This window comes from Salmonella sp. NW722, assembly GCF_051702785.1.
Lineage (GTDB): Bacteria > Pseudomonadota > Gammaproteobacteria > Enterobacterales > Enterobacteriaceae > Salmonella > Salmonella enterica.
The window spans coordinates 263,431-286,339 of sequence record NZ_JAMMIN010000005.1; the positions used below are offsets into that span (position 1 = coordinate 263,431).

Annotated in this window: 28 protein-coding genes and 1 riboswitch; of the genes, 11 read left to right on the forward strand and 17 right to left on the reverse strand. The window is 55.4% G+C overall.

From position 1 onward, the window contains the following. Positions 1–6: 6 nt before the first annotated feature. The 17 genes from NA330_RS14340 to pduF form a co-directional block, all read right to left on the reverse strand. Positions 7–684: an energy-coupling factor ABC transporter transmembrane protein gene (locus NA330_RS14340; RefSeq protein ID WP_000147137.1), complete on the reverse strand. Its 678-nt coding sequence runs from the start codon at positions 682–684 to the stop codon at positions 7–9. Next, positions 671–952 (reverse strand): energy-coupling factor ABC transporter substrate-binding protein, encoded by a 282-nt coding sequence (locus NA330_RS14345; protein WP_000753212.1) that lies wholly within the window; start codon positions 950–952, stop codon positions 671–673. Before NA330_RS14345 ends, NA330_RS14340 begins: the two co-directional genes overlap by 14 nt. A 1-nt stretch (position 953) precedes the next feature. Further along, a complete protein-coding gene (gene cbiM / locus NA330_RS14350; protein WP_000764336.1) occupies positions 954–1,691 on the reverse strand; it encodes a cobalt ECF transporter S component CbiM in 738 nt (245 codons plus the stop codon). Next, positions 1,688–2,401 carry a cobalt-factor II C(20)-methyltransferase gene (locus tag NA330_RS14355; RefSeq protein WP_001013552.1) on the reverse strand — a complete coding sequence of 238 codons (714 nt, stop codon included), beginning with the start codon at positions 2,399–2,401 and terminating at the stop codon, positions 1,688–1,690. The genes cbiM and NA330_RS14355 overlap by 4 nt, the downstream gene beginning before the upstream one ends. Further along, on the reverse strand, positions 2,398–3,192 hold the full coding sequence (cbiK, locus tag NA330_RS14360) for a sirohydrochlorin cobaltochelatase (RefSeq protein ID WP_000709784.1): 795 nt from the start codon (positions 3,190–3,192) through the stop codon (positions 2,398–2,400). Before cbiK ends, NA330_RS14355 begins: the two co-directional genes overlap by 4 nt. A gap of 2 nt (positions 3,193–3,194) precedes the next feature. Next, complete coding sequence (locus tag NA330_RS14365) at positions 3,195–3,986, reverse strand: cobalt-precorrin-6A reductase (RefSeq protein WP_023242479.1); 792 nt, start codon at positions 3,984–3,986, stop codon at positions 3,195–3,197. Next, positions 3,983–4,708, reverse strand: coding sequence for a precorrin-3B C(17)-methyltransferase (locus NA330_RS14370; protein WP_000953637.1), 726 nt, complete (start codon positions 4,706–4,708; stop codon positions 3,983–3,985). Before NA330_RS14370 ends, NA330_RS14365 begins: the two co-directional genes overlap by 4 nt. After that, on the reverse strand, positions 4,708–5,763 hold the full coding sequence (gene cbiG / locus NA330_RS14375) for a cobalt-precorrin 5A hydrolase (RefSeq protein ID WP_023242478.1): 1,056 nt from the start codon (positions 5,761–5,763) through the stop codon (positions 4,708–4,710). Before cbiG ends, NA330_RS14370 begins: the two co-directional genes overlap by 1 nt. Next, the gene (locus NA330_RS14380; RefSeq protein WP_000004867.1) at positions 5,744–6,517 is read right to left on the reverse strand and encodes a cobalt-precorrin-4 methyltransferase; all 774 of its coding nucleotides are present in this window, start codon (positions 6,515–6,517) and stop codon (positions 5,744–5,746) included. Before NA330_RS14380 ends, cbiG begins: the two co-directional genes overlap by 20 nt. Further along, complete coding sequence (locus NA330_RS14385; protein ID WP_023242477.1) at positions 6,501–7,079, reverse strand: decarboxylating cobalt-precorrin-6B (C(15))-methyltransferase; 579 nt, start codon at positions 7,077–7,079, stop codon at positions 6,501–6,503. The genes NA330_RS14380 and NA330_RS14385 overlap by 17 nt, the downstream gene beginning before the upstream one ends. Next, complete coding sequence (locus NA330_RS14390; protein WP_023242476.1) at positions 7,069–7,674, reverse strand: cobalt-precorrin-7 (C(5))-methyltransferase; 606 nt, start codon at positions 7,672–7,674, stop codon at positions 7,069–7,071. Before NA330_RS14390 ends, NA330_RS14385 begins: the two co-directional genes overlap by 11 nt. Beyond that, entirely contained in the window at positions 7,668–8,807 is a 1,140-nt protein-coding gene (gene cbiD, locus NA330_RS14395) for a cobalt-precorrin-5B (C(1))-methyltransferase CbiD (RefSeq protein ID WP_023242475.1), read from the reverse strand. Before cbiD ends, NA330_RS14390 begins: the two co-directional genes overlap by 7 nt. Continuing rightward, entirely contained in the window at positions 8,807–9,439 is a 633-nt protein-coding gene (locus NA330_RS14400; RefSeq protein WP_023242474.1) for a cobalt-precorrin-8 methylmutase, read from the reverse strand. The genes cbiD and NA330_RS14400 overlap by 1 nt, the downstream gene beginning before the upstream one ends. Positions 9,440–9,449: 10 nt before the next feature. After that, positions 9,450–10,409: an adenosylcobinamide-phosphate synthase CbiB gene (gene cbiB, locus NA330_RS14405; RefSeq protein WP_000153654.1), complete on the reverse strand. Its 960-nt coding sequence runs from the start codon at positions 10,407–10,409 to the stop codon at positions 9,450–9,452. Then, on the reverse strand, positions 10,406–11,785 hold the full coding sequence (locus NA330_RS14410) for a cobyrinate a,c-diamide synthase (RefSeq protein WP_000741259.1): 1,380 nt from the start codon (positions 11,783–11,785) through the stop codon (positions 10,406–10,408). The genes cbiB and NA330_RS14410 overlap by 4 nt, the downstream gene beginning before the upstream one ends. Positions 11,786–11,882: 97 nt before the next feature. Further along, a riboswitch (cobalamin riboswitch) is annotated at positions 11,883–12,057 on the reverse strand. A gap of 325 nt (positions 12,058–12,382) precedes the next feature. Continuing rightward, on the reverse strand, positions 12,383–13,294 hold the full coding sequence (gene pocR / locus NA330_RS14415; RefSeq protein ID WP_080164323.1) for a transcriptional regulator PocR: 912 nt from the start codon (positions 13,292–13,294) through the stop codon (positions 12,383–12,385). 216 nt (positions 13,295–13,510) lie between these two features. Further along, entirely contained in the window at positions 13,511–14,305 is a 795-nt protein-coding gene (gene pduF / locus NA330_RS14420; RefSeq protein WP_001000023.1) for a propanediol diffusion facilitator PduF, read from the reverse strand. Positions 14,306–14,829: 524 nt separating this feature from the next. Here pduF and pduA point away from each other — a divergent pair. The 11 genes from pduA to pduM are packed head-to-tail and all read left to right on the forward strand — an operon-like array spanning position 14,830 to position 22,909. Then, positions 14,830–15,114 (forward strand): propanediol utilization microcompartment protein PduA, encoded by a 285-nt coding sequence (pduA, locus tag NA330_RS14425; RefSeq protein WP_001183618.1) that lies wholly within the window; start codon positions 14,830–14,832, stop codon positions 15,112–15,114. Continuing rightward, the gene (gene pduB, locus NA330_RS14430; RefSeq protein ID WP_000097500.1) at positions 15,111–15,923 is read left to right on the forward strand and encodes a propanediol utilization microcompartment protein PduB; all 813 of its coding nucleotides are present in this window, start codon (positions 15,111–15,113) and stop codon (positions 15,921–15,923) included. Before pduA ends, pduB begins: the two co-directional genes overlap by 4 nt. A gap of 18 nt (positions 15,924–15,941) precedes the next feature. After that, entirely contained in the window at positions 15,942–17,606 is a 1,665-nt protein-coding gene (gene pduC / locus NA330_RS14435; protein WP_001256896.1) for a propanediol dehydratase large subunit PduC, read from the forward strand. A gap of 10 nt (positions 17,607–17,616) precedes the next feature. Then, positions 17,617–18,291, forward strand: a complete 675-nt coding sequence (gene pduD / locus NA330_RS14440) for a propanediol dehydratase medium subunit PduD (RefSeq protein WP_000405048.1) — start codon at positions 17,617–17,619, stop codon at positions 18,289–18,291. A 14-nt stretch (positions 18,292–18,305) separates the two neighbouring features. Then, positions 18,306–18,827, forward strand: coding sequence for a propanediol dehydratase small subunit PduE (gene pduE, locus NA330_RS14445; protein WP_001090597.1), 522 nt, complete (start codon positions 18,306–18,308; stop codon positions 18,825–18,827). A 9-nt stretch (positions 18,828–18,836) separates the two neighbouring features. Next, entirely contained in the window at positions 18,837–20,669 is a 1,833-nt protein-coding gene (gene pduG / locus NA330_RS14450; protein ID WP_001268879.1) for a propanediol dehydratase reactivase alpha subunit PduG, read from the forward strand. After that, complete coding sequence (gene pduH, locus NA330_RS14455) at positions 20,659–21,009, forward strand: propanediol dehydratase reactivase beta subunit PduH (RefSeq protein ID WP_023241996.1); 351 nt, start codon at positions 20,659–20,661, stop codon at positions 21,007–21,009. The genes pduG and pduH overlap by 11 nt, the downstream gene beginning before the upstream one ends. A gap of 18 nt (positions 21,010–21,027) precedes the next feature. After that, positions 21,028–21,303 (forward strand): propanediol utilization microcompartment protein PduJ, encoded by a 276-nt coding sequence (pduJ, locus tag NA330_RS14460; protein ID WP_001057755.1) that lies wholly within the window; start codon positions 21,028–21,030, stop codon positions 21,301–21,303. Positions 21,304–21,306: 3 nt separating this feature from the next. After that, entirely contained in the window at positions 21,307–21,789 is a 483-nt protein-coding gene (gene pduK / locus NA330_RS14465) for a propanediol utilization microcompartment protein PduK (protein WP_077943781.1), read from the forward strand. After that, positions 21,789–22,421 (forward strand): phosphate propanoyltransferase, encoded by a 633-nt coding sequence (locus NA330_RS14470; RefSeq protein ID WP_001528476.1) that lies wholly within the window; start codon positions 21,789–21,791, stop codon positions 22,419–22,421. Before pduK ends, NA330_RS14470 begins: the two co-directional genes overlap by 1 nt. Next, positions 22,418–22,909 (forward strand): propanediol utilization microcompartment protein PduM, encoded by a 492-nt coding sequence (pduM, locus tag NA330_RS14475; protein ID WP_001645044.1) that lies wholly within the window; start codon positions 22,418–22,420, stop codon positions 22,907–22,909. Before NA330_RS14470 ends, pduM begins: the two co-directional genes overlap by 4 nt.

Below are 22,909 nucleotides of genomic sequence, written 5' to 3' on the forward strand. Positions count from 1 at the left end.
TAGTCCTTACAGGTGAAAATCACCCTGATACAGTTTGATATCCAGCGTGGTGGTCATTTGCTGATAACGCATTAACACTCGCGTAAACAGGAGTCCAGCCAGCATCGCCAGAGATCGATAGCCGTTCGGCAGGCTGCAATAACCAAAACGCAGCGTTTGCGCGCGACGGATTGCCACCGCCTCATCCAGAAGAATAAAGAGAAAGCGCCACGTTAACAGGATTTGCTCGGTAAGCAGGCGTGGAATATGCGCGCGCTTAAGCAAGCTAATTAACTGCGGAAACGGTAGGTTCATCACCAGCCACAACGTCGCGGACAGCGCCGTCAGGCTACGCCAGAACGTTTCATTCGCCGTAACCACGCCCGCACGGGTAATCCCGATCCAGTACGGCCCAACAGATATGCCAGCCAGCAGCATTTGCGGCTCGCGGCTGATGCTGAAGATAATCGTTATCACGCCGACCAACAAAAATCCAAAAGGTATCGCCATCCATCGACACCAGCGCCAGAGGGATATGCGCAATAGCCAACAGCTCAATCCGGCAATGATCAGCAGCTCAATGCCCTGCCCTACAGGCGGCAGAACAAACGCCAGTATCATCATCGCCAGCCACAGCAAAAACTTGCGCTGCGGCGCAACGTGTGCCCAGCGGCTTTGATAGCTGAGTCGATCAAGCCCGGTCATCACGGCGTTGTTTACCTTTGCAATACCCCAGGATATAAAAAATCACCGCCGCGCCAAGAGAGCCCTGAAGGGTAAACAGCAGGCTTTCAATTTCACCGCTGGCAGGTTCATATAACGGCTGAAACCAGGGTTTATACTGCGGCGCAATAGCCTGAATCTGGCTTTCCGCTTCGCCGTCTGAACCGCCATATTCACCGCCATGGTTAATAAAAAACGGCAGAATCACCAGCGCCACCACCATCGCTAACAACATCAACGTTTTTTTCATTTTAATGTCCTTGTACGGTAATCACTTGCCGTTTGGTTAACTGGTCATAAATCATGACGGTTAATAAACCTTCGGCAATGGCGACAGGAATCTGTGTGAGGCAGAAAATCCCCATAAACTTCACAACAGACCCTGTCGCTCCGGCATGGGGATCGGGAAACGCAACGCCAAGCTGGACTGAAGTCACAAAATAGGTCGCCAAATCCGCCAGCATCGCGCACAGAAAAACGGCGACATCACGGCGCAGTCCGGCACGGCAGGCCATTTTCCACACCAGATAACCGACAACCGGGCCAATCACCGCCATCGACATTCCATTTGCGCCAAGCGTCGTCAGGCCGCCGTGCGCCAGCAATAGCGCCTGAAACAACAGCACAACCGCGCCGAGAATCGCCACCACCCCGGGCCCGAACAAGATAACCGCCAGACCAACGCCGGTCGGATGTGAACAACTCCCCGTTACCGACGGAATTTTGAGCGCGGACAGGACAAAAATAAACGCGCCGCACAGCGCCAGCAGTACCTTCTGATGATTATCCTCCTGCACAATACGCCGTAAGCGCACCAGCCCATACCACAAGCAGGGTAAAAACAGTAACCACCAGGCCAGCGCCCACACTGGCGGTAAAAAGCCCTCCATGATATGCATCGCAAACGCCTGTTGCGGGACAACCATCAGCAATAGCGCTGCAGCCAGTCCACTGAAAGACAACTGTCGAAGCTGCTGTTCAAGTTTCATTCTGCATACTCCCACTGTTTATTGACCAGAATGGTCGAAAAATAGGGCAACGGTCGATCATCGTTGACCTCGTGGAGATGGCGCCAGCACTGCTCGCCGGGCAGCGTGGCCTCGGACATCATTAAGGCGCATTCCAGCAGGCCAGCCTGCGCCAGCAACGCTTTAATACGAGCGAACCGGCCATACACTTTCATCAGCACCAGGCTATCATGCTGTTGTAGCGCCTGGGCTATTTCCGCTTCCGGCGCGGTACAAGAAATAACCGCCAGCGATTGCCGTTCTATGGCGAGCGGCATTTTCGCGCGGGCGGCTATCGCGGCGAAGGACGTGACGCCGGGGACAATCTCCAGCCACTCCGGGCAGCCGATTCGCTGGAGTAAAAAAATCCAGGTACTGAATAGCATCGCATCGCCCAGGGTAATAAAACCGACCTGTTTACCCGCTTCCACCTCTGCAGTAAGCGCGGCGGCAACCTCGTTCCAGACCGCTTCTTTCTCGGCGCCGTCAGCGCTCATAGGGAAATGGCAACAACGTACTTCCGTCTGCTCGCCGAGATAGTCGCGCACAATCGACAGCGCCAGACTATCGCCCCCCTTACGACCGGCGGGCGCATACAGAATGTCCAGCGAGCCAAGAATCCGCGCTGCGCGGACGGTTATCAGGTCGGGCGCGCCTGGCCCGGTACTTAATGCGTATAATTTACCGTTCATGCCGCCTCCTCTACCGCCATGTTCAGCGCCTGGTGCAAATGCGCGACAAACATCGCCCGGATAGCCGGGTTTTCTCCCAGCCCGCTCAGCCACGGCGTCGCCGGAATGCCCGCCGCGTTAAAGCGCATTTTCCATGAGTCGCCGTCGTCTGAAGCCATATCATTAATGGCGTGATCGCCCGCCACCAGCATTAATGGCATCAAATGTACGCCGGTGACGCCTTCGTCACGCAGGCTGTCGATCAGGATGTCGACCTCCGGGTAGCTTTCTACGGCGCCGACGCGCGCCGGAAAGCGCTGCGCGGTCATCATATGATCGAGACAGGCATAAGCAGCGAATGCGTGATGGCTGGCGCCGTGGCCCATAAAAACGACTTTCTCCGTTTGTCTGAGCGATGGCATCTGTTGTCGCAACGCCTGCATTAGCTGCACATAATCGTTATGGCTGCTCAGCAGCGGCACGCCCAGCGTCAGGCGAGTGAATAACGGACGCAAGAGTTGTACCTCACGGACAATTTTTTCATATTCGTCGCCGTTAATAATGTGCAACGACTGAATCGCCACGTCCTGATATCCCTGTGCGGCAAGCTTTTGCAAAGCCTGTAATGGCGTATCGATGTCGATACCGTCACGCTGGCGAAGCTTGCGAATGATCATTCCGGAAGTGAAGGCGCGAAACAGGTCGCGATCGGGACAGGACGCCGCCAGATCACGTTCGCACGCCACAATGTTTTTTTCACAGGTGTCGTGATAGCTGGTGCCAAAACTGACTACCAGAAGCGCTTTTTTCATTTTTACTCCTTAGCTGCGGCCAGCCAGCGCGATAAACGCTGCGCAAAGGCGGCCTGGCTTTCCAGTAACTCATCACCCGTCACAAGCGGCGTCGGGCGCGCAATAACGATGCAGGGAATGCCCGCATCCAGACAGGGCTGAACTTTTTCCTGATATCCCCCCTCCGCGCCGGACGCTTTGGTAATGACTACGTCGGCCCGGCACTGGTGGTAAAACGCGGCGTTAAAATCAGCGCTGAACGGCCCACACAGAGCGAAAATTTCTCCAACGCCGAACCCCAGTTCGCTGCAGCGTTGAATCACCTCCGCCACGGGCAGTACGCGCGCCAGCAACGTTTTTTCCGCCAGCCCGGCACGCCAGACGGCCAGATCTTTACTGCCGGTCGTCAGTAACACGCGCGGACCAAAATGCCTCGCTATCTCGCAGGCATCGGCAATACTACGCGCCGTATAGAGAAGCGGATGCGTCAGATTGCTAAGCTGATCCGGACGCTGATAACGACTTAACAACACGCCTGCCGTTTCACAGGCGCGAAGGAGGTTATGGCTGACCATTTCTGCATAAGGATGCGATGCATCTATTACCCAGCGAGTACGGTTTTCTTTTAGCCAGGCGACCATCTGCCCGTACTCCAGACGACCACAGCGCACCTGCCCTTTAATGTCGCCAGCCAGCGCTTTTCCGGCTGGCGTCGCCACGGATAAGGTGTACGCGACGTTCGCCGCATCCAGTTGTCGGCATAACGCGCGCGCATCGCTGGTGCCGCCCACCACCAGCACCTCCCCCTCACTCACAGCGTGTAACCTCGCGGCGTTATCATCAGCCCATCCTGAACATAGGTCGTTTTATTACCAACGATGACCAGACTGGTCATATCTACCGGTTCAAAATCCATATCGCCGAGCGTAGTCAGCCATTTTTCCTCTTTTTTACGTCCGGCGGATTTCACCACGCCAACCGGCGTCTGCGCGCTTTTACTGGCGGCAAGCAGGTCAAACGCGCGCGCCAGATGCCCTTCGCGCCCGCGGCTGCGCGGGTTGTAAAAACAGATAACAAAGTCGGCTTCGCCTGCGGCAACGATGCGTTTTTCAATAACCGGCCACGGCGTCAGCAGGTCGCTGAGGCTGATATGACAGAAGTCATGCATCAGCGGCGCGCCCAGTAAAGAGGCGGCGGCGATGCTGGCGGTCATGCCAGGAATGAGCCGTACCTCGACGTCCAGTTTTTGCTTGCCGACCAGTTCCAGCACCAGACCCGCCATGCCGTAAATTCCCGCATCCCCGCTGCTGATGAGCGCTACGTTATGCCCAGCCTGCGCCAGTTCAATAGCCGCCTGGCAGCGTTCAATTTCCTTACACATGCCGGTCTTGATCACCTGTTTGTCGCCGGTGAATGCTTTAACCAGATGGGTATAGGTTTTGTAGCCCACGACGATTTCCGCCGCCTGAAGCGCCTCAATCGCCTCCATCGTCATCATTGCCTGCGAACCGGGGCCAATACCAATTACGCTCAACATCAGTGTGCAACTCCTAAAGTAATAGTGACGCCCTGCTCTCGCAGGGTCTCGCCTAACAATTGTCCCTGGCTTAATAACCACGCAGCCGGGCCGGATACGCTGCCAACACCCACCGTTTTTCTGACGAAGCCAGAACCGGGAAAATGGTGTTCGAATTCGCGCAACGCTTCGGCGGTAAAGGTTTTAAAAGGCACGCGGCAGCAGGAGGCGAGCTGAATAAGCCCCGGCTCCCCTTTTTTGAGCGTGACGCTGCCAATCGCTTTTAACGCCAGCGGATCGAGTTTCTGCGCTTCAAGCTGGCGCGCCAGTAATGTCGCTAACAGGGGAAATGGCGTATCGCGGCGACAGCCAATTCCCGCCACCACGCGCTGGGGCACCAGTTTCCAGTGCGGTACGGGAAGCTCAGGGAGGTCATTACGCAAAGAGACGCAGATAAGCGCATCCAGTTCAGGCAGCCGCTGCAAATCATCAACAGGGATAAAACCGCGAATATCGCACTGGCCGATCTCTTCCGTTAGTTCGGCATCCCACCATAACCCCACACGTTGATGACTGACCAACATCTGGTTAACGGTTTTTACCGCCGTGCGAAGATCGGTCATGCGGGCGTTAAGCTGGAAAGCTAAAGTGTCCAACGCGGACATCTCATTGACATCCGTTGCCGTGGTAATCACCGGATCGGCGCCTAACATTCCTGCCAGGTAGCGCGTCAAGGCATTGGCCCCGCCCGCATGACCGGAAAGCAGGCTAATGACATGCTGACCACGTTCATCAATGACGACCACCGCCGGATCTCTGAACTTGTCGTTCACTAACGGCGCCAGGACACGAACGGCAATGCCGGTCGCGCCGATAAAAATAAGCGCGGTATAAGTGGTAAAAGCCTGCCGGGCGGTATTAGCGAATCCGCCATCAAAGGGAATAAATCCCTCTTCCCGCAGTTTTTCACTGGTAAAGCAGGTTAACGGCAGCATCGCGGCGAGTCTTTTTGCCAACGCCACGCCGCCGGGCGTCAGGCAAAACAACGCAATGGATTCAGGCTTTACGGTATTCATGGCTAAAGTCCGCTGCATAGAGTCTTGAGTAGTGATACTCCTTACCCAGAAAATTCCCGACCAGAATCAGCGCCGTCTTACGGATGCCAGCATCACGTACTTTGTCGCTAATATCCGCTAACGTGCCGCGAACGGTCTGGCTTTCCGGCCATGTAGCCTTATAGATGACCGCGACAGGCGTAGCTGCCGGATAACCGCCGGCAATGAGACGTTCCGCCACTCGGTGAATACGCTGAACGGAGAGATAAATCGCCATCGACGTCTGGTGACTGGCGAACGCCTCCAGTTGTTCGCGCGCCGGTACTGGCGTACGCCCTTCCAGACGGGTAATAATGAGACTCTGCGATACCTCCGGTACGGTATATTCCACACCCAGCTCCGCCGCAGCGCCGAGAAACGCGCTGACGCCAGGCACTACCTGCCAGTCGATACCACGGCGGGTTAACTCTTCGCCTTGCTCACGTACGGAGCCGTACAGCGAGACATCGCCCGTTTGCAACCGCACCACCGTTTTTCCCGCTTTCACGCCCGCCGCCATCAGCTCGATAATCTGCTCAAGATGCAGTTCGGCGCTATCGTAGCGTTCTGCCTGCGCGGGGCAGTAATCCAGCAGTTCGGTATTGATCAGCGAACCGGCATAGATAACTACCTGCGCCTGTTGCAGCAGGCGGTAGCCTTTAAGCGTGATCAGCTCGCGATCGCCCGGCCCGGCGCCGACGAACCATACACAGCGTGGATCAAATGTCTCTGACATGGTTTTCTTCCTTCTGACAGGCGATAACAAAAACAGGGTTGTTCGGTTTGAAATAGTGTCCCGCCCCCAGCGGCGTTAACGATGAAAGCTGAAGCTGTACACAGTCCATTCGGCATGCGCCGATGTGCGCAAGATGCGCCAGCGCGCTATGAAGGTTTTCCTGCAAGATAAAGGTCATCACCAGACGGCCACCGGGATGCAGATGGCCCATCGCCCAGTCAATCAGCGCCGTCAGATGACCGCCGCTGCCGCCCATAAACACCGCATCGGCTTTCCCGGTTATGGTCATTGGCGCTTCGCCGGGGAGAATATCGATATTGCCGCAGGCAAAGCGCTGACGATTCTCATCAAGCAACCGTAGCGCGGCAGGATTACACTCAATAGCCGTCACCTGCAACGAAGGAAATTGCAGCGCCGCTTCAATTGAGACGCTTCCCGTTCCCGCCCCGACGTCAATCAGGTGACTGGCGCGGTGGAGCTCAAGTTTCGACAGTGCCAGCGCCCGTACCGCCTCTTTGGTCATTGGCACGTTCTCGCCGCGCAGAAAAAGCTCATCTTTCATCCAGGATCACCACTGCATTCATTTCATAGTCGGCGTTGACCGCACTGACAGGTAGCCAGTGGATCCGCTCATTTTCCATCGCCAGATTTTCACCAATCACCATTAAGCGATGCCCTTTACCACGCGCGACCAGCTCCCGCGCGATTTCTCGCGGCCCGCAGCGGGCATCCGTGACCATCGCCACTTTGCGATGGTTCGCCAACTGCTCGAAGCTGACGCAACGACCGTGGCTACTGGTCAACCACATGTCATTCATATCAATTCCAGCCTGTGCGCACAGATACTGTACGGCGCTGATGCCAGGGATAATGCGAACCTGTTCGATACCAAAATGCGCCACCAGGCGTGTACCGATGCCATAAAACAGCGGATCGCCGGAGGCCAGCACCACGATCCCTTTATCCCGACGGGCGGCAATCCATGACAACAACGCGCCAATATCCGCGCCCAGCGTAAATCGTTCGCCGCCAAACGCCGGAAACTGCTCCAAATGGCGTTTACCGCCTGCCAGCGCATCGGCGTGGTCTATCGCTTCCAGCGCCGCAGGCGTCATCAAATGCCGTCCAGCGGGCCCCATTCCCACGACCGTTAGCATTGCAGCTCCTTAGCAATCTCGTCGACGGGACGATTACTGCCGAGAATATGGTTATCAAAAGAAAACAGGATGGCGTCGCAGACAGGCGGCGTTTTGGTAAAACGCAGCATCTGCATGACTCGCAAACAAATACGCCTGGCAAGATGGTTATAGATATGCCCGAAGCCATATGCTTCAATGTGCTCCATTGCCGCTTCGGTGGTATCGCAATCGCTGACCAGGGTGAGTAACTCCAGCGGCGCGCCCAGTAAAGCTAAATGCGCGACCAGCGTTTCCATGCGCGCATCGGCAATATGGCTATGGGTATGAAAGATCCCGGCGGCGATTTTGATCAATTTTCCAGGATGCCCCACCAGCACTATCTGGCAAAATCCCAGCCGTACCGCCTCTTCAATCATGTAGCCGACAAAATTGCTCATGGTGACGACCGCCTGTGTGTCGGCGCCCATTTGTTCGCGAACAAACCGTTCGCCGTGGTTGCCCGGCACGAGTATCACCCGCGTTAATCCTGACGCCCGTTTGATCTCCAGTTCCAGCGATAGCGAGCGTTTCCAGCTTTCTTCCGACATCGGCGTCACAATGCCGGTAGTGCCAATAATGGAAATGCCGCCAAGAATGCCAAGCCGCGAGTTATACGTCTTTTGCGCCCGCACTTCGCCTTCCGGGGCAAAAATCTCCACATCGGCCCCACGCGCCGGGCCTATCGCTTCGCGCACCGCAGACTCAATGGTATGGCGTGGCGTACGATTGATGGCGGCGCTCCCGAGCGGTAGTCCAATCCCTTTACGCGTTACCGTACCAATACCTTCGCCGCCAGTGAGCGTAATCTCACCGCTGTCGTTGAGCGTAACGCGGGCAAAAATCAGCATTCCGTGCGTGGCATCCACATCATCGCCGCCATCTTTACGAATTGCGGCTATCGCCTGCTGGCCTTCAATGTGCGGCGACTCCACGTTCAGGCATAGCGTGACGCCCGACGGCGTGACGATGGAGACCTGATGAATCAGATGTTGACGCAATACCATCAGCGCGGCGACTTTTGCCGCCGCCGTCGCGCAGGAACCGGTGGTATATCCTTTACGTAACGCTTTACCGTGGCGCCAGACCGGCGCGTCAAAAGAAAGCTCGCTCATCAGGCCTCCCGGAGGTGATAGAGCAGCGCATTGACGATAGCGGCAGCCACGTTACTGCCGCCTTTAGGCCCTAACGCGGCAACCGCGGGGAAATGGCTATGGGTGAGCGCCTCTTTGGACTCCGCCGCGCCGACAAAGCCTACCGGTACGCCCACCACGCCGCTCACCGTCACGTTATGTTCAAGCAAACGGAACAGGGCCGTCGGCGCATTACCGAAAACAAAGAGCTTGTTTTTCTCCTCCTCGGCGATAGCGATATCGACGGCGGCCATTGAGCGGGTAATCCCCTGCGTTTTTGCGGCGCGCACCACGCGCGGATCGCTGATATAACAGCGACACTCGCCGCCAAACGTCGCCAGTAATCTTTTATTAATGCCGGACAGCGCCATCGTGGTATCGGTATAAATAATGCCAGGTTGACGTAGCGCATCACAAAGCTGTTCCAGCGCATCGGCAGAGAACCACAAAATGTCCAGCCAGTCGAAATCGGCGGTGGTATGAATAACCCGCTTGATAATGGCCTCATGGAGCGGACTGGCGAAACGGTAATCAGGACGCGTTTCGCGAATAATGTCGCTAATAATGGTGAAACTGTTGGCCTCAATGGTTTGGGGCTGCTGGATATAATGCATACTGTCGTCCTCAGGCCACGCCAGATAACCCGCACCGCGCCGCAATAAACAGCGCCAGCGCCAGGGTTGAAGCGACCCACATTAATCGAATCGTTCGGGAAATATCGTCCACGGAAATATCGCGCTGCGCGTCGCCGATCCAGGGCTTGTCCACACGCTCGCCAAAGTAGTTATTTGGGCCACCGAGCTGGATACCTAAGGCGCCGGCCACACACGCTTCCGACCAGGCGCAATTTGGGCTACTGTGGTTATAACGGTCACGCCAGCCAATACGCAGCGCCCGCCAACCACTCAGGCGACACAGTCCTGCCGCAATGCCCAGCAACAGCCAGCTCAGTCGGGCAGGAAGATAGTTCGCTACGTCGTCCATACGGGCGCTGACCATACCAATCGCCCGGTATTTTTCATGTTTGTAGCCCACCATTGAATCCAGGGTATTGACGGCTTTGTAGGCCATCGCCAGCGGCGCGCCGCCGAGAAAGAGGAAAAAGAGCGGCGCGATAATGCCGTCAACGGTGTTTTCTGCAACCGTTTCCACCACGGCGCGATTGATCTGCGCTGGCTGAAGTTGCGACGTATCGCGCCCGACGATCCAGGAGAGTTTTATTCGGCTTTCCGCAAGGTCGTTCTCCCGCAACGGTCGTTCAACCTCCTGTGCGGCGCGGGCCAGAGAGCGTCCGGCCAGCGTGGTAAAGATCATCCAGACTTCGACGCTCCAGCCAAACCAGGGGTGAATCCGCTGCGCCAGCGCCAGTACGCCCCATGCCACGCCCCAGGTCGCCCCGACAACCACAACCCACATTACGCCGCCGCCAATCCGCAGCGCTTTATCGCCGGGACAATAGCGACGCACAATACGCTGCACAAACGTAATTAATCGGCCTATCCAGCGTACCGGATGGGGCCAATGTTGAGGGTCGCCGATGATAAAATCCAGCACCCAGGCGATACACCAGGCAAGGATCGTCATAATACGCGCCTCGCCGCCGCCAGCCAGTGCTGCAACATTTCCGGACGCTGGGCGAAATGGACGTGCAGATAGCTGGCAAACGTGTTGCCTGTCTGCCAGCCGCCAGTCCATTCCTGTAACACGCGGCCATCGCGAACCTTACGACAGGCCATAACGGCGGGTGTTTCGGGGATAAAATCTGAGTAGTGAAATTCATGGCCGCGCACTATCTCGCCAGGCGCCGCCAATAGCGTTGGCTGCATAGCCTGCGCCTCACAATAACCAAAGCGGGTAAGTCGCTTACCCATTTTGCTGTGACCGGGGATAATATTCGCCATCTGATGAATTTCCCCACCACTATCCTCCAGAGTGCTCCCCAGATACATCAGACCACCACACTCCGCGTAAATCGCCACGCCGCGCTGATGCGCTGCCCGCAAATGTTTTAACATCACCGTATTTGCCGCCAGATCCGCGGCGTATAATTCAGGATATCCACCGCCCAGCCAGATCATCTGACAATCAGGCAATGCGCGGTCATGCAGTGGGCTAAAACGCACAATGTTAACGCCGGCACGCTCCAGCAAATCGATGTTATCGGGATAATAAAAGTTAAAGGCCTCATCATCCGCCAGAGCAAGCGTCAGCCCTGCCCCCGCTGTGTTATCGGGGCGTTCAGGCCACATTCCCGCCGGAAGCGCTGATAACACGCTCAGCGAGAGTAGCGCATCCACATCCACTGTTTGCTCCAGCGTGGCGGCAAAATCATGCCATGATTGCTGATTGACGAGGGATTCTCTGGCGGTAATCAACCCCAGGTGGCGTTCAGGTAATGCGACGCCGTCGCAAGGAGGGACATACCCCAGTACCGGCAGTGAGCAATAATGTTCAATGGCATTTTTGAGGAGCTGATAGTGGGCGTCGCTAGTGACGCGATTCACAATCACGCCCGCGAGGTTGAGGGTCGGGTCGAAGTGCTGAAATCCCATAACGGTAGCCGCAAGCGACGTTGAAACAGCCTTGCCGTCCACCAGTAGGATGACCGGGCAACCAAGCTGTTTGGCCATCGCGGCTGTGCTGCAGTAATTGGGGTCGACGCCATAGCCGTCATACAGCCCCATGACGCCTTCAATGACAGCGATATCCGCCTGCCGCATTTGTTCGCAAAATAAGGCGTTGAGAACAGGAGGAGGAAGCATGAAACTGTCAAGATTACGGGACGCCACGCCACAGATAGCGGTATGCCAGCCGGTATCAAGGTAATCTGGCCCAACTTTAAACGGCTGTACGCGCAGCGCGCGTTTTTGCAGCAGCCTCAACAAACCAAGCGTCACCGTGGTTTTGCCGCAACCGCTTCCTGTGCCTGCAAGAATAAATGCGTGATGCCTTGCCGCCATTACCCTGATCCTGTTCAGGGTGGTAGGGGTATACAGGTACGCGCATGTTCAGTCTTTCGACTGTACGCGTCTTCGCAACCCACTTCCCACCGAAGTTGTTGGTTATCACCGACAGGCAGGTCTTCTGGCTTAGCGTCCTCCTCGCCCGTCCTTCCCAATCTTGCGATCAGTGGTCTTTACGGGGTCGTCAGCATCACAGCAGCGGGGGCTGCGGGGGATTTTCACCCCCTTCCCTACCACAAATGTGGCAAACCTGTTGGTTTACGTTATGGCTGTACGGCACACCCATAACGGCAATTAATAATGTGTTACGTTTTACATTTCTGTGAGCAATAGCCTGAGCGGTTGCTCATCTGACGTTAATCTACTCATCCTTATCGGTATATTGACGATAAAACGTATCGACAAAGCGTAATAAAACTTATCTTTCCTGACACTGTACTTCATCACAAAAATAAAAACTGGTGCAGTTTATGCCCTAAATTTTATTATTTTGTTGCGCTATGACAATTTATTGTTACACCAGATAAATTTTCTTTCTGAAATGATTAAGATACAAAAGACTATCAAAAATCGGCAATAGCAAAATATTGCTATTCATAACGATGGAGGATGAGAATTCTCATTTATCTGCTGGCGATAAGCCTGCGGCGTAACCTGATAGGTCTGGCGGAAGACTTTGCAAAAATAGCTGGTTTGCGAAAAGCCTAAATTACGCGCAATACTGGCAATACTCCAGTCACTATGGCAAAGCAATTCTCTGGCGCTAACCATTCTCTGGCGGTTTACCCACGCATTAAATCCGATTCCCTGATATTTCTTGAATAGTTTACTGAAGTAATAGGGGCTGAGATAGACATGTGAGGCGACATCCTCAAGACGAAGATCGTCGGACAAATGCGCATCAATATAGCGAAGCGCTTTTTTCATTTTACTGTCATGCGGAGTGGGACCACAAGTGGTTTTATTTGCCTCCGATTGCTGCGGATTGTCTTTGATAACCACGAAATTGAGCTGTTTTTTCAGGCAATTCTCAACAATCAGTTTAAGAAGATCGGCGGAAGCGATAACGCGTGAATAGTCCATCTCTGGCACATTCCGAAATTCATTCAAGAGCTCAGGGTCAGCCTGCCAGCGATCGTCGACATTAAGAATGTTTACCAGCTCCACGTCATTACTTAAACGAACCTGCCCGCATAAAACAAAGCCAACTAAATGCCCTGCGATTACCAGCGGAATAGAAAAATCCGTTAGACCGGCATGACAACGATAAATACAGGGTTGATCGGACTTCGATGCCTCCAGTCCCCCGCAGCGATCGCTCATACGACAACGTGTACTATGCTGGGGATGCTGCCGCATCAACTGACAAAACGGCGTGAAATTGAATAGCTCAGATATTTCATCACCATGAATATTGACAACCACAACCGCCAGACCGGTGGCTTGTGCAAAATCCTGTGCGATTTTATTAATGAGTTCTGAGTTCAGAGCGCTCGCAGAAATCATGATAAAACCCCTCAGTTAATTTATTGTTATAAACAAAACACATTATTTACATTCACTTTTTATTAGCATTATCCTGGCCCTGATAAAAAGTACAATGACAATATCAAAAGTCTCCCATTGCCGGGAGACGTTTTGATCAGTTCGTGAAAGCAGATCACGAAATTATCTCACCTGTTTTTACGATACATCATTGCTGTGAATCTGGTTCGCATTTTCTTACAGTTCACAGCGGTTACAAGGTAAATTCTTACCAATAAAATAGCGATATATGGCTGCTCCGGCACAGGCGCCGATAACAGGCGCGACAATCGGCACGATAAAATAAGGGATCTCTCGCCCACCGCTCATCGCCATGTTCCCCCACCCCGCTAACCATGTGAACAGTTTGGGACCGAAATCACGCGCCGGGTTCATTGCAAAACCGGTAAGGGGTCCAGTAGACGCGCCGATAACGGCAACCAATATCCCAATAAGCAAAGGCGCAAGCGGCCCTTTAGGAATGCCATTGCCATCATCCGTCAATGCCATGATCATGCCCATCAGAATCGATGTAATGACCACTTCCACCAACGCAGCCTGCCATACATTTAGCGCTGCGGCCGGATAGGTACTGAAAATGCTGGCTAATTGCAAACTTTCGACGCTACCGCGCACCATATGATGCGCAGTCTCAAATTCAGTAAAAAGGCTACTATAAAGCACATACGCCAGCAGAGCGCCGCCAAAAGCGCCAGCAAACTGGGCAATAATATAAGGCAATACTTTCTGTTTGGGAAAGCAGGCAAAGAGCCACAGCGCAATCGTCACCGCAGGGTTAAGATGTCCGCCGGAGATCCCGGCCGTAAGGTAAACGGCCAGTGAAATCCCAAGCCCCCAAATAATGCAAATCTCCCATAATCCGAGGCTGGCGCCTGCGACTTTGAGCGCGCTCAAACAACCGATACCAAAAAACAAAAAGAGTCCGGTGCCTAAAAATTCCGCACCACATTGCGCCTTTAGAGAATCATTCATGTGACACCTTCTGAGCAAAGTTCGTGTCCTGGCCAGCGCAAGTTTCGGCTGGCGGTAGAGTACAGCTAACCTCACTATAAAAAGTGCCGCCTGTAAATTGTTGGCAACCTGCGGGCCTGCCTTCCGGAAAAATCGTGTTGCGATAGCAAAATTTTGCTTTTCCGATATTTTTATCAGCCCATCACACGGGAAATTTGAGCTATAAAATACGCCTGTTGAAATAATAAAATATTGCACAAGCCAACTTATCAATTTCGAATAAACATCACATTTTGCGTCTTTCGCCATATCAAATAAAAATACTCTCGTCACTAACAAAAATGTAAAAATGAAATAATAAAAACAAAATAATCATATAGACAATAATAAATTAAATATTGATTATCAATGAGTTATAAAAATAAAAGGCAATTTAGTCATATTGCTTTCCCATTATTTTCTGATGCTCAACAGCAAGTCAGCCATTCTTTTTCCTCGCATCTTCTTATAGTCCCAACTATCGGAACACTCCATGCGAGGTCTTTATGCAACAAGAAGCACTAGGAATGGTAGAAACCAAAGGCTTAACCGCAGCCATAGAGGCCGCTGATGCAATGGTTAAGTCAGCCAATGTGATGTTAGTGGGCTATGAAAAGATTGGCTCCGGGCTGGTAACCGTCATCGTGCGCGGCGATGTTGGCGCGGTCAAAGCGGCCACCGATGCAGGTGCCGCAGCCGCACGCAACGTGGGTGAAGTGAAAGCCGTACACGTCATCCCACGCCCTCACACCGATGTAGAAAAAATCTTACCGAAGGGAATTAGCCAATGAGCAGCAATGAGCTGGTGGAACAGATCATGGCGCAGGTGATTGCCCGTGTGGCAACGCCGGAACAACAGGCCATCCCTGGTCAACCCCAACCTATACGAGAGACGGCTATGGCAGAAAAAAGCTGCAGTTTAACGGAATTTGTCGGGACCGCCATTGGCGATACCCTGGGCCTGGTTATCGCCAACGTCGATACCGCCTTGCTGGACGCGATGAAGCTTGAGAAGCGCTATCGTTCCATCGGCATTCTCGGCGCCCGCACCGGCGCAGGCCCGCACATTATGGCGGCGGACGAAGCGGTGAAAGCCACCAACACCGAAGTGGTCAGCATTGAGCTGCCGCGCGATACCAAAGGCGGAGCGGGCCACGGTTCGCTGATTATTTTAGGCGGTAACGATGTATCCGACGTCAAGCGCGGTATCGAAGTCGCGCTGAAAGAGCTGGACCGCACCTTCGGTGATGTTTACGGCAACGAAGCCGGGCATATCGAGCTGCAGTACACCGCTCGCGCCAGCTACGCGCTGGAAAAAGCGTTCGGCGCGCCGATTGGCCGTGCCTGCGGCGTCATCGTCGGCGCTCCGGCTTCCGTCGGCGTACTGATGGCCGATACCGCCCTGAAGTCAGCCAACGTTGAAGTCGTGGCGTACAGCTCTCCGGCGCACGGCACCAGCTTTAGTAACGAAGCCATTCTGGTGATTTCCGGCGACTCCGGCGCGGTCCGTCAGGCGGTGACCTCCGCCCGCGAAATCGGCAAAACCGTCCTTGCGACCCTCGGTTCTGAACCGAAAAACGATCGCCCGTCCTACATCTGATACCCACGAGGCTGATTCATGAGATCGAAAAGATTTGAAGCACTGGCGAAACGCCCTGTGAATCAGGACGGCTTTGTTAAGGAGTGGATCGAAGAAGGCTTTATCGCAATGGAAAGCCCGAACGACCCGAAACCGTCGATTAAAATCGTTAACGGCGCGGTAACCGAGCTGGACGGAAAACCGGTTAGCGAATTCGACCTGATCGACCACTTTATCGCCCGCTACGGCATCAACCTGAACCGCGCCGAAGAAGTGATGGCAATGGATTCGGTCAAGCTGGCTAATATGCTCTGCGATCCTAACGTCAAGCGCAGCGAAATCGTCCCGCTGACCACCGCGATGACCCCAGCGAAAATTGTTGAAGTGGTTTCGCATATGAACGTGGTTGAGATGATGATGGCGATGCAGAAAATGCGCGCCCGCCGCACGCCATCTCAGCAGGCGCACGTCACCAACGTTAAAGACAACCCGGTGCAAATTGCCGCCGATGCCGCCGAAGGCGCATGGCGCGGGTTTGACGAACAAGAAACCACGGTTGCGGTAGCGCGCTACGCGCCGTTCAACGCCATCGCGCTGCTGGTTGGTTCTCAGGTAGGTCGTCCGGGTGTACTGACTCAGTGCTCCCTGGAAGAAGCCACCGAGCTGAAGCTCGGTATGTTGGGCCACACCTGCTACGCCGAAACCATTTCCGTTTACGGCACCGAGCCGGTCTTCACCGACGGTGACGATACGCCATGGTCGAAAGGCTTCTTAGCCTCTTCCTACGCCTCTCGCGGCCTGAAAATGCGCTTCACCTCCGGCTCCGGCTCCGAAGTGCAGATGGGCTACGCCGAAGGCAAATCCATGCTGTATCTGGAAGCGCGCTGCATCTATATCACCAAAGCCGCGGGCGTTCAGGGGCTGCAAAACGGCTCCGTAAGCTGTATCGGCGTACCGTCTGCCGTGCCGTCAGGCATTCGTGCCGTGCTGGCGGAAAACCTGATCTGCTCGTCGCTGGATCTGGAATGCGCCTCCAGTAACGACCAGACCTTCACCCACTCCGATATGCGTCGTACCGCGCGCCTGCTGATGCAGTTCCTGCCGGGTACCGACTTTATCTCCTCTGGTTATTCCGCGGTGCCGAACTACGACAACATGTTCGCCGGTTCCAACGAAGATGCGGAAGACTTTGACGACTACAACGTTATCCAGCGTGACCTGAAAGTGGACGGTGGTCTGCGCCCGGTTCGCGAAGAGGACGTTATCGCCATCCGTAACAAAGCCGCCCGCGCGCTGCAGGCCGTGTTTGCCGGAATGGGACTACCGCCGATTACCGATGAAGAAGTTGAAGCCGCGACCTATGCCCACGGTTCGAAAGATATGCCGGAGCGTAACATCGTCGAAGACATCAAGTTCGCCCAGGAAATCATCAATAAAAACCGCAACGGTCTGGAAGTCGTTAAAGCGCTGGCGCAGGGCGGGTTTACCGACGTGGCCCAGGACATGCTCAACATCCAGAAAGCCAAGCTAACCGGCGACTATTTGCACACCTCCGCCATTATCGTCGGCGACGGACAAGTGCTCTCTGCGGTTAATGACGTCAATGACTATGCCGGTCCGGCAACAGGTTATCGCCTGCAGGGAGAACGCTGGGAAGAGATTAAAAACATCCCTGGCGCTCTTGATCCCAACGAGATTGATTAAGGGGTGAGAAATGGAAATTAATGAAAAATTGCTGCGCCAGATAATTGAAGACGTGCTCCGCGATATGAAGGGCAGCGATAAACCCGTCTCGTTTAATGCGCCTGCGGCATCCACAGCACCACAGACCGCTGCGCCTGCGGGCGACGGCTTTCTGACCGAGGTGGGCGAAGCGCGCCAGGGCACTCAGCAGGACGAAGTCATTATCGCCGTCGGCCCGGCATTTGGCCTGGCGCAAACCGTCAATATCGTCGGCTTACCGCATAAGAGCATTCTGCGCGAAGTCATTGCCGGTATTGAAGAAGAAGGCATCAAGGCGCGCGTGATTCGCTGCTTTAAATCTTCCGACGTGGCGTTCGTCGCCGTTGAAGGTAACCGCCTGAGCGGATCCGGCATCTCCATCGGCATCCAGTCGAAAGGTACTACGGTTATCCACCAGCAGGGGCTACCGCCGCTCTCCAACCTGGAGCTGTTCCCGCAGGCACCGCTGCTGACGCTGGAAACCTACCGTCAGATTGGTAAAAACGCCGCCCGTTATGCGAAACGCGAATCACCGCAGCCGGTCCCTACGCTGAATGACCAGATGGCACGCCCGAAGTACCAGGCAAAGTCGGCCATTTTGCACATTAAAGAGACCAAGTACGTCGTGACGGGCAAAAACCCGCAGGAACTGCGCGTGGCGCTTTGATAAAGGATAACTCCATGAATACCGACGCAATTGAATCGATGGTCCGGGACGTATTGAGCCGCATGAACAGCCTGCAGGGCGATGCGCCAGCAGCGGCTCCTGCGGCAGGCGGCACGTCCCGCAGCGCAAAGGTCAGCGACTACCCGCTGGCGAACAAACACCCGGAATGGGTGAAAACCGCCACCAATAAAACGCTGGACGACTTTACGCTGGAAAACGTGCTGAGCAATAAAGTCACCGCTCAGGATATGCGTATTACCCCGGAAACCCTGCGCTTACAGGCGTCTATCGCCAAAGATGCGGGCCGCGACCGGCTGGCGATGAACTTCGAACGCGCCGCCGAACTGACCGCGGTACCGGACGATCGCATTCTTGAAATCTACAACGCCCTTCGTCCGTATCGTTCAACGAAAGAAGAGCTGCTCGCTATCGCCGACGATCTCGAAAACCGTTATCAGGCAAAGATTTGCGCAGCTTTCGTTCGTGAAGCGGCAGGGCTGTACGTTGAGCGTAAAAAACTCAAAGGCGACGATTAAGGATTTCGTATGCGATATATAGCTGGCATTGACATCGGTAACTCATCAACGGAAGTCGCACTGGCGCGGCAAGATGAGACTGGCGCACTGACAATCACCCACAGCGCGCTGGCGGAAACGACCGGGATCAAAGGCACGTTGCGTAACGTGTTCGGCATTCAGGAAGCGCTCGCCCTCGTTGCAAAGCGCGCGGGGATCAATGTCAGCGATATTTCGCTCATCCGCATTAACGAAGCCACGCCGGTGATTGGCGATGTGGCGATGGAAACCATTACCGAAACCATCATCACCGAATCGACAATGATCGGCCATAACCCAAAAACGCCGGGCGGAGCAGGCCTTGGTGTGGGTATCACGATTACGCCGGAGGAGCTGTTAACCCGCCCGGCGGACTCGTCCTATATTCTGGTGGTATCGTCAGCCTTTGATTTTGCTGATATCGCCAATGTTATCAACGCCTCAATGCGCGCCGGATACCAGATTACCGGCGTCATTTTGCAGCGCGACGATGGCGTACTGGTCAGCAACCGGCTGGAAAAATCGCTACCGATTGTCGATGAAGTGCTGTACATCGACCGCATTCCGCTGGGGATGCTGGCGGCGATTGAAGTCGCCGTGCCGGGAAAGGTTATCGAAACCCTCTCCAACCCTTACGGCATCGCCACCGTATTTAATCTCAACGCCGATGAGACGAAAAACATCGTCCCGATGGCGCGCGCGCTGATTGGCAACCGTTCCGCCGTGGTGGTTAAAACGCCATCCGGCGACGTCAAAGCGCGCGCAATACCCGCCGGTAACCTGGAGCTGCAGGCTCAGGGTCGTACCGTGCGCGTGGATGTTGCCGCCGGTGCCGAAGCTATCATGAAAGCGGTGGACGGCTGCGGCAAGCTCGACAACGTCACCGGCGAGGCCGGGACCAATATCGGCGGCATGCTGGAGCACGTGCGCCAGACCATGGCCGAGCTAACCAATAAGCCCAGCAGCGAGATTTTCATTCAGGATCTTCTGGCCGTTGACACCTCGGTTCCGGTGAGCGTCACCGGCGGTCTGGCCGGGGAGTTCTCGCTGGAGCAGGCCGTCGGCATCGCCTCGATGGTGAAATCAGACCGTCTGCAGATGGCGATGATTGCCCGTGAAATTGAGCAGAAGCTTAATATCGACGTGCAGATCGGCGGCGCTGAGGCTGAGGCCGCCATTCTGGGCGCGCTGACCACGCCGGGTACCACCCGACCGCTGGCGATCCTCGACCTCGGCGCGGGCTCCACCGATGCCTCCATCATCAACCCTAAAGGCGAAATCATCGCCACCCATCTCGCCGGGGCAGGCGACATGGTCACGATGATTATTGCCCGCGAACTGGGGCTGGAAGACCGCTATCTGGCGGAAGAGATCAAAAAATACCCGCTGGCTAAGGTCGAAAGCCTGTTCCACTTACGCCACGAGGACGGCAGCGTCCAGTTCTTCCCGACGCCGCTGCCTCCCGCCGTGTTCGCCCGCGTCTGCGTGGTGAAACCGGACGAACTGGTGCCGCTTCCCGGCGACTTGGCGCTGGAAAAAGTGCGCGCCATTCGCCGCAGCGCTAAAGAACGCGTCTTTGTCACCAACGCCCTGCGCGCGCTGCGTCAGGTCAGTCCAACCGGCAACATTCGCGATATTCCGTTCGTGGTGCTGGTCGGCGGCTCGTCGCTGGATTTCGAAGTTCCGCAGCTGGTCACCGATGCGCTGGCGCACTACCGCCTGGTCGCAGGGCGGGGAAATATTCGCGGCAGCGAAGGCCCAAGAAACGCGGTAGCCACCGGCCTGATTCTCTCCTGGCACAAGGAGTTTGCGCATGGACAGTAATCACAGCGCCCCGGCCATCGTCATTACCGTTATCAACGACTGCGCCAGCCTCTGGCACGAAGTGCTGCTGGGTATCGAAGAGGAAGGCATCCCTTTCCTGTTTCAGCATCACCCGGCTGGAGTTGTCGTTGACAGCGCCTGGCAGGCGGCGCGCAGCTCGCCGCTGCTGGTTGGCATTGCCTGCGATCGACACTCGCTGGTCGTGCATTACAAGAATTTACCCGCATCGGCGCCGCTTTTTACGCTGATGCATCATCAGGACAGTCAGGCCCAACGCAACACCGGTAATAACGCGGCACGACTGGTCAAAGGGATCCCTTTTCGGGATCTCCATGTTTAATCACAGGAGAACGGCAGTATGAATAACGCACTGGGACTGGTTGAAACAAAAGGGCTGGTCGGCGCCATTGAAGCCGCCGATGCAATGGTTAAATCCGCCAACGTACAGCTGGTGGGCTACGAAAAAATTGGTTCTGGCCTGGTTACCGTCATGGTTCGCGGCGATGTCGGCGCGGTTAAAGCAGCCGTAGATGCAGGCAGCGCGGCGGCAAGCGTCGTGGGTGAAGTGAAATCCTGCCACGTTATCCCGCGTCCGCACAGCGATGTTGAGGCCATTTTACCGAAATCAGCCTAATCGATGGCAAATAAGGAGCACCGCGTGAAGCAATCACTGGGATTACTTGAAGTTTGTGGTCTGGCACTGGCTATCAGCTGCGCCGATATCATGGCGAAATCCGCTTCTATCACGCTGCTCGCCCTCGAAAAGACCAATGGTTCAGGCTGGATGGTGATTAAAATTACCGGTGATGTGGCCTCCGTGCAGGCGGCCATCACCACCGGTGCGCATTTCGCCGAACAGCGGAATGGCCTGGTGGCCCACAAGGTTATCGCCAGGCCCGGAGAAGGGATCCTGCTCGCAGAGGCTCCCTCTCCCTCCGTCATTGAACCTGAGCCTGAAGCGTCAGAGATGGCCGATGTCGTTTCTGAAGCGCCATCCGAAGAGGCCCCGCAGGAATCAGAACTGGTCAGCTGCAATCTGTGTCTGGATCCAAAATGTCCGCGCCAGAAGGGCGAACCTCGCACGCTTTGCATTCATCCCGGTAAGCGAGGTGAAGCGTAATGGATAAAGAGCTTCTGCAATCAACGGTCCGTAAAGTTCTCGACGAGATGCGCCAGCGGCCTATTCCGCTGGGCGTCTCAAACCGTCATATCCACCTGTCCGCGCAGGATTATGAGCAGCTATTTCCTGGCCATCCCATCAGCGAAAAAAAAGCGCTGCTGCAGCCGGGACAATATGCTGCGGAACAAACCGTCACCCTGGTAGGGCCGAAAGGACAGCTCAAAAATGTGCGCCTGCTCGGTCCGCTGCGCTCGGTAAGCCAGGTGGAAATTTCGCGTACCGATGCGAGAGCGCTGGGGATTGCCGCGCCGCTGAGAATGTCCGGCAACCTGAAGGGCACACCGGGCATCCGCCTGGTCAGCCCCTTTGGCGAACTGGAGCTACCTTCCGGGGTTATCGTCGCGCAGCGGCATATTCATATGTCGCCGCTTGATGCGCTGATCCTGCGGGTTTCCCACGGCGATATGGTTTCAGTGGCGATTGAAGGCGACGATCGCGGGCTGATTTTCAACAACGTGGCGATTCGCGTTTCACCGGACATGCGCCTCGAAATGCACATTGATACCGATGAAGCCAACGCCGCTGGTGCCGATAACCCGCAGGCCTTTGCCCGGCTGGTAGGCCCGCGATGAACGGCGAAATTCTGCAGCGCATTGTCGAGGAGATTGTCTCCCGACTGCAGCGCCGTGCCCAGAGCACGGCAACGCTGAGCGTTGCGCAGCTTCGCGATGCCGACTGTCCAGCGCTGTTCTGTCAGCACGCGTCGCTGCGCATCCTGCTCGTCGACCTGCCGCTGCTGGGTCAGCTTGCGGATGCGGAAACCGACGATGCCGCAGCACGGAAAATTCACGATGCTCTGGCGTTTGGCATCCGCGTACAGCTCAGCCTGCACAGCCAGCTGCTGCCGGTTATCCCGGTCAAAAAACTGGCTCGTCTGCCGCTGGTATTCACCGATGAGCACGGACTGCCGCTGGTTCTGCATGCGGGTTCGGTGCTGAGCTATCGCGATGTCGCGCTGCTAAGCCGGGGGCGTGTGGTTGTCCACCGCAAATGCATCGTGACCGCCATGGCGCGTGACGCGGCCAATGCGCGGAATATTCAATTAATTAAGCAGGAGTAA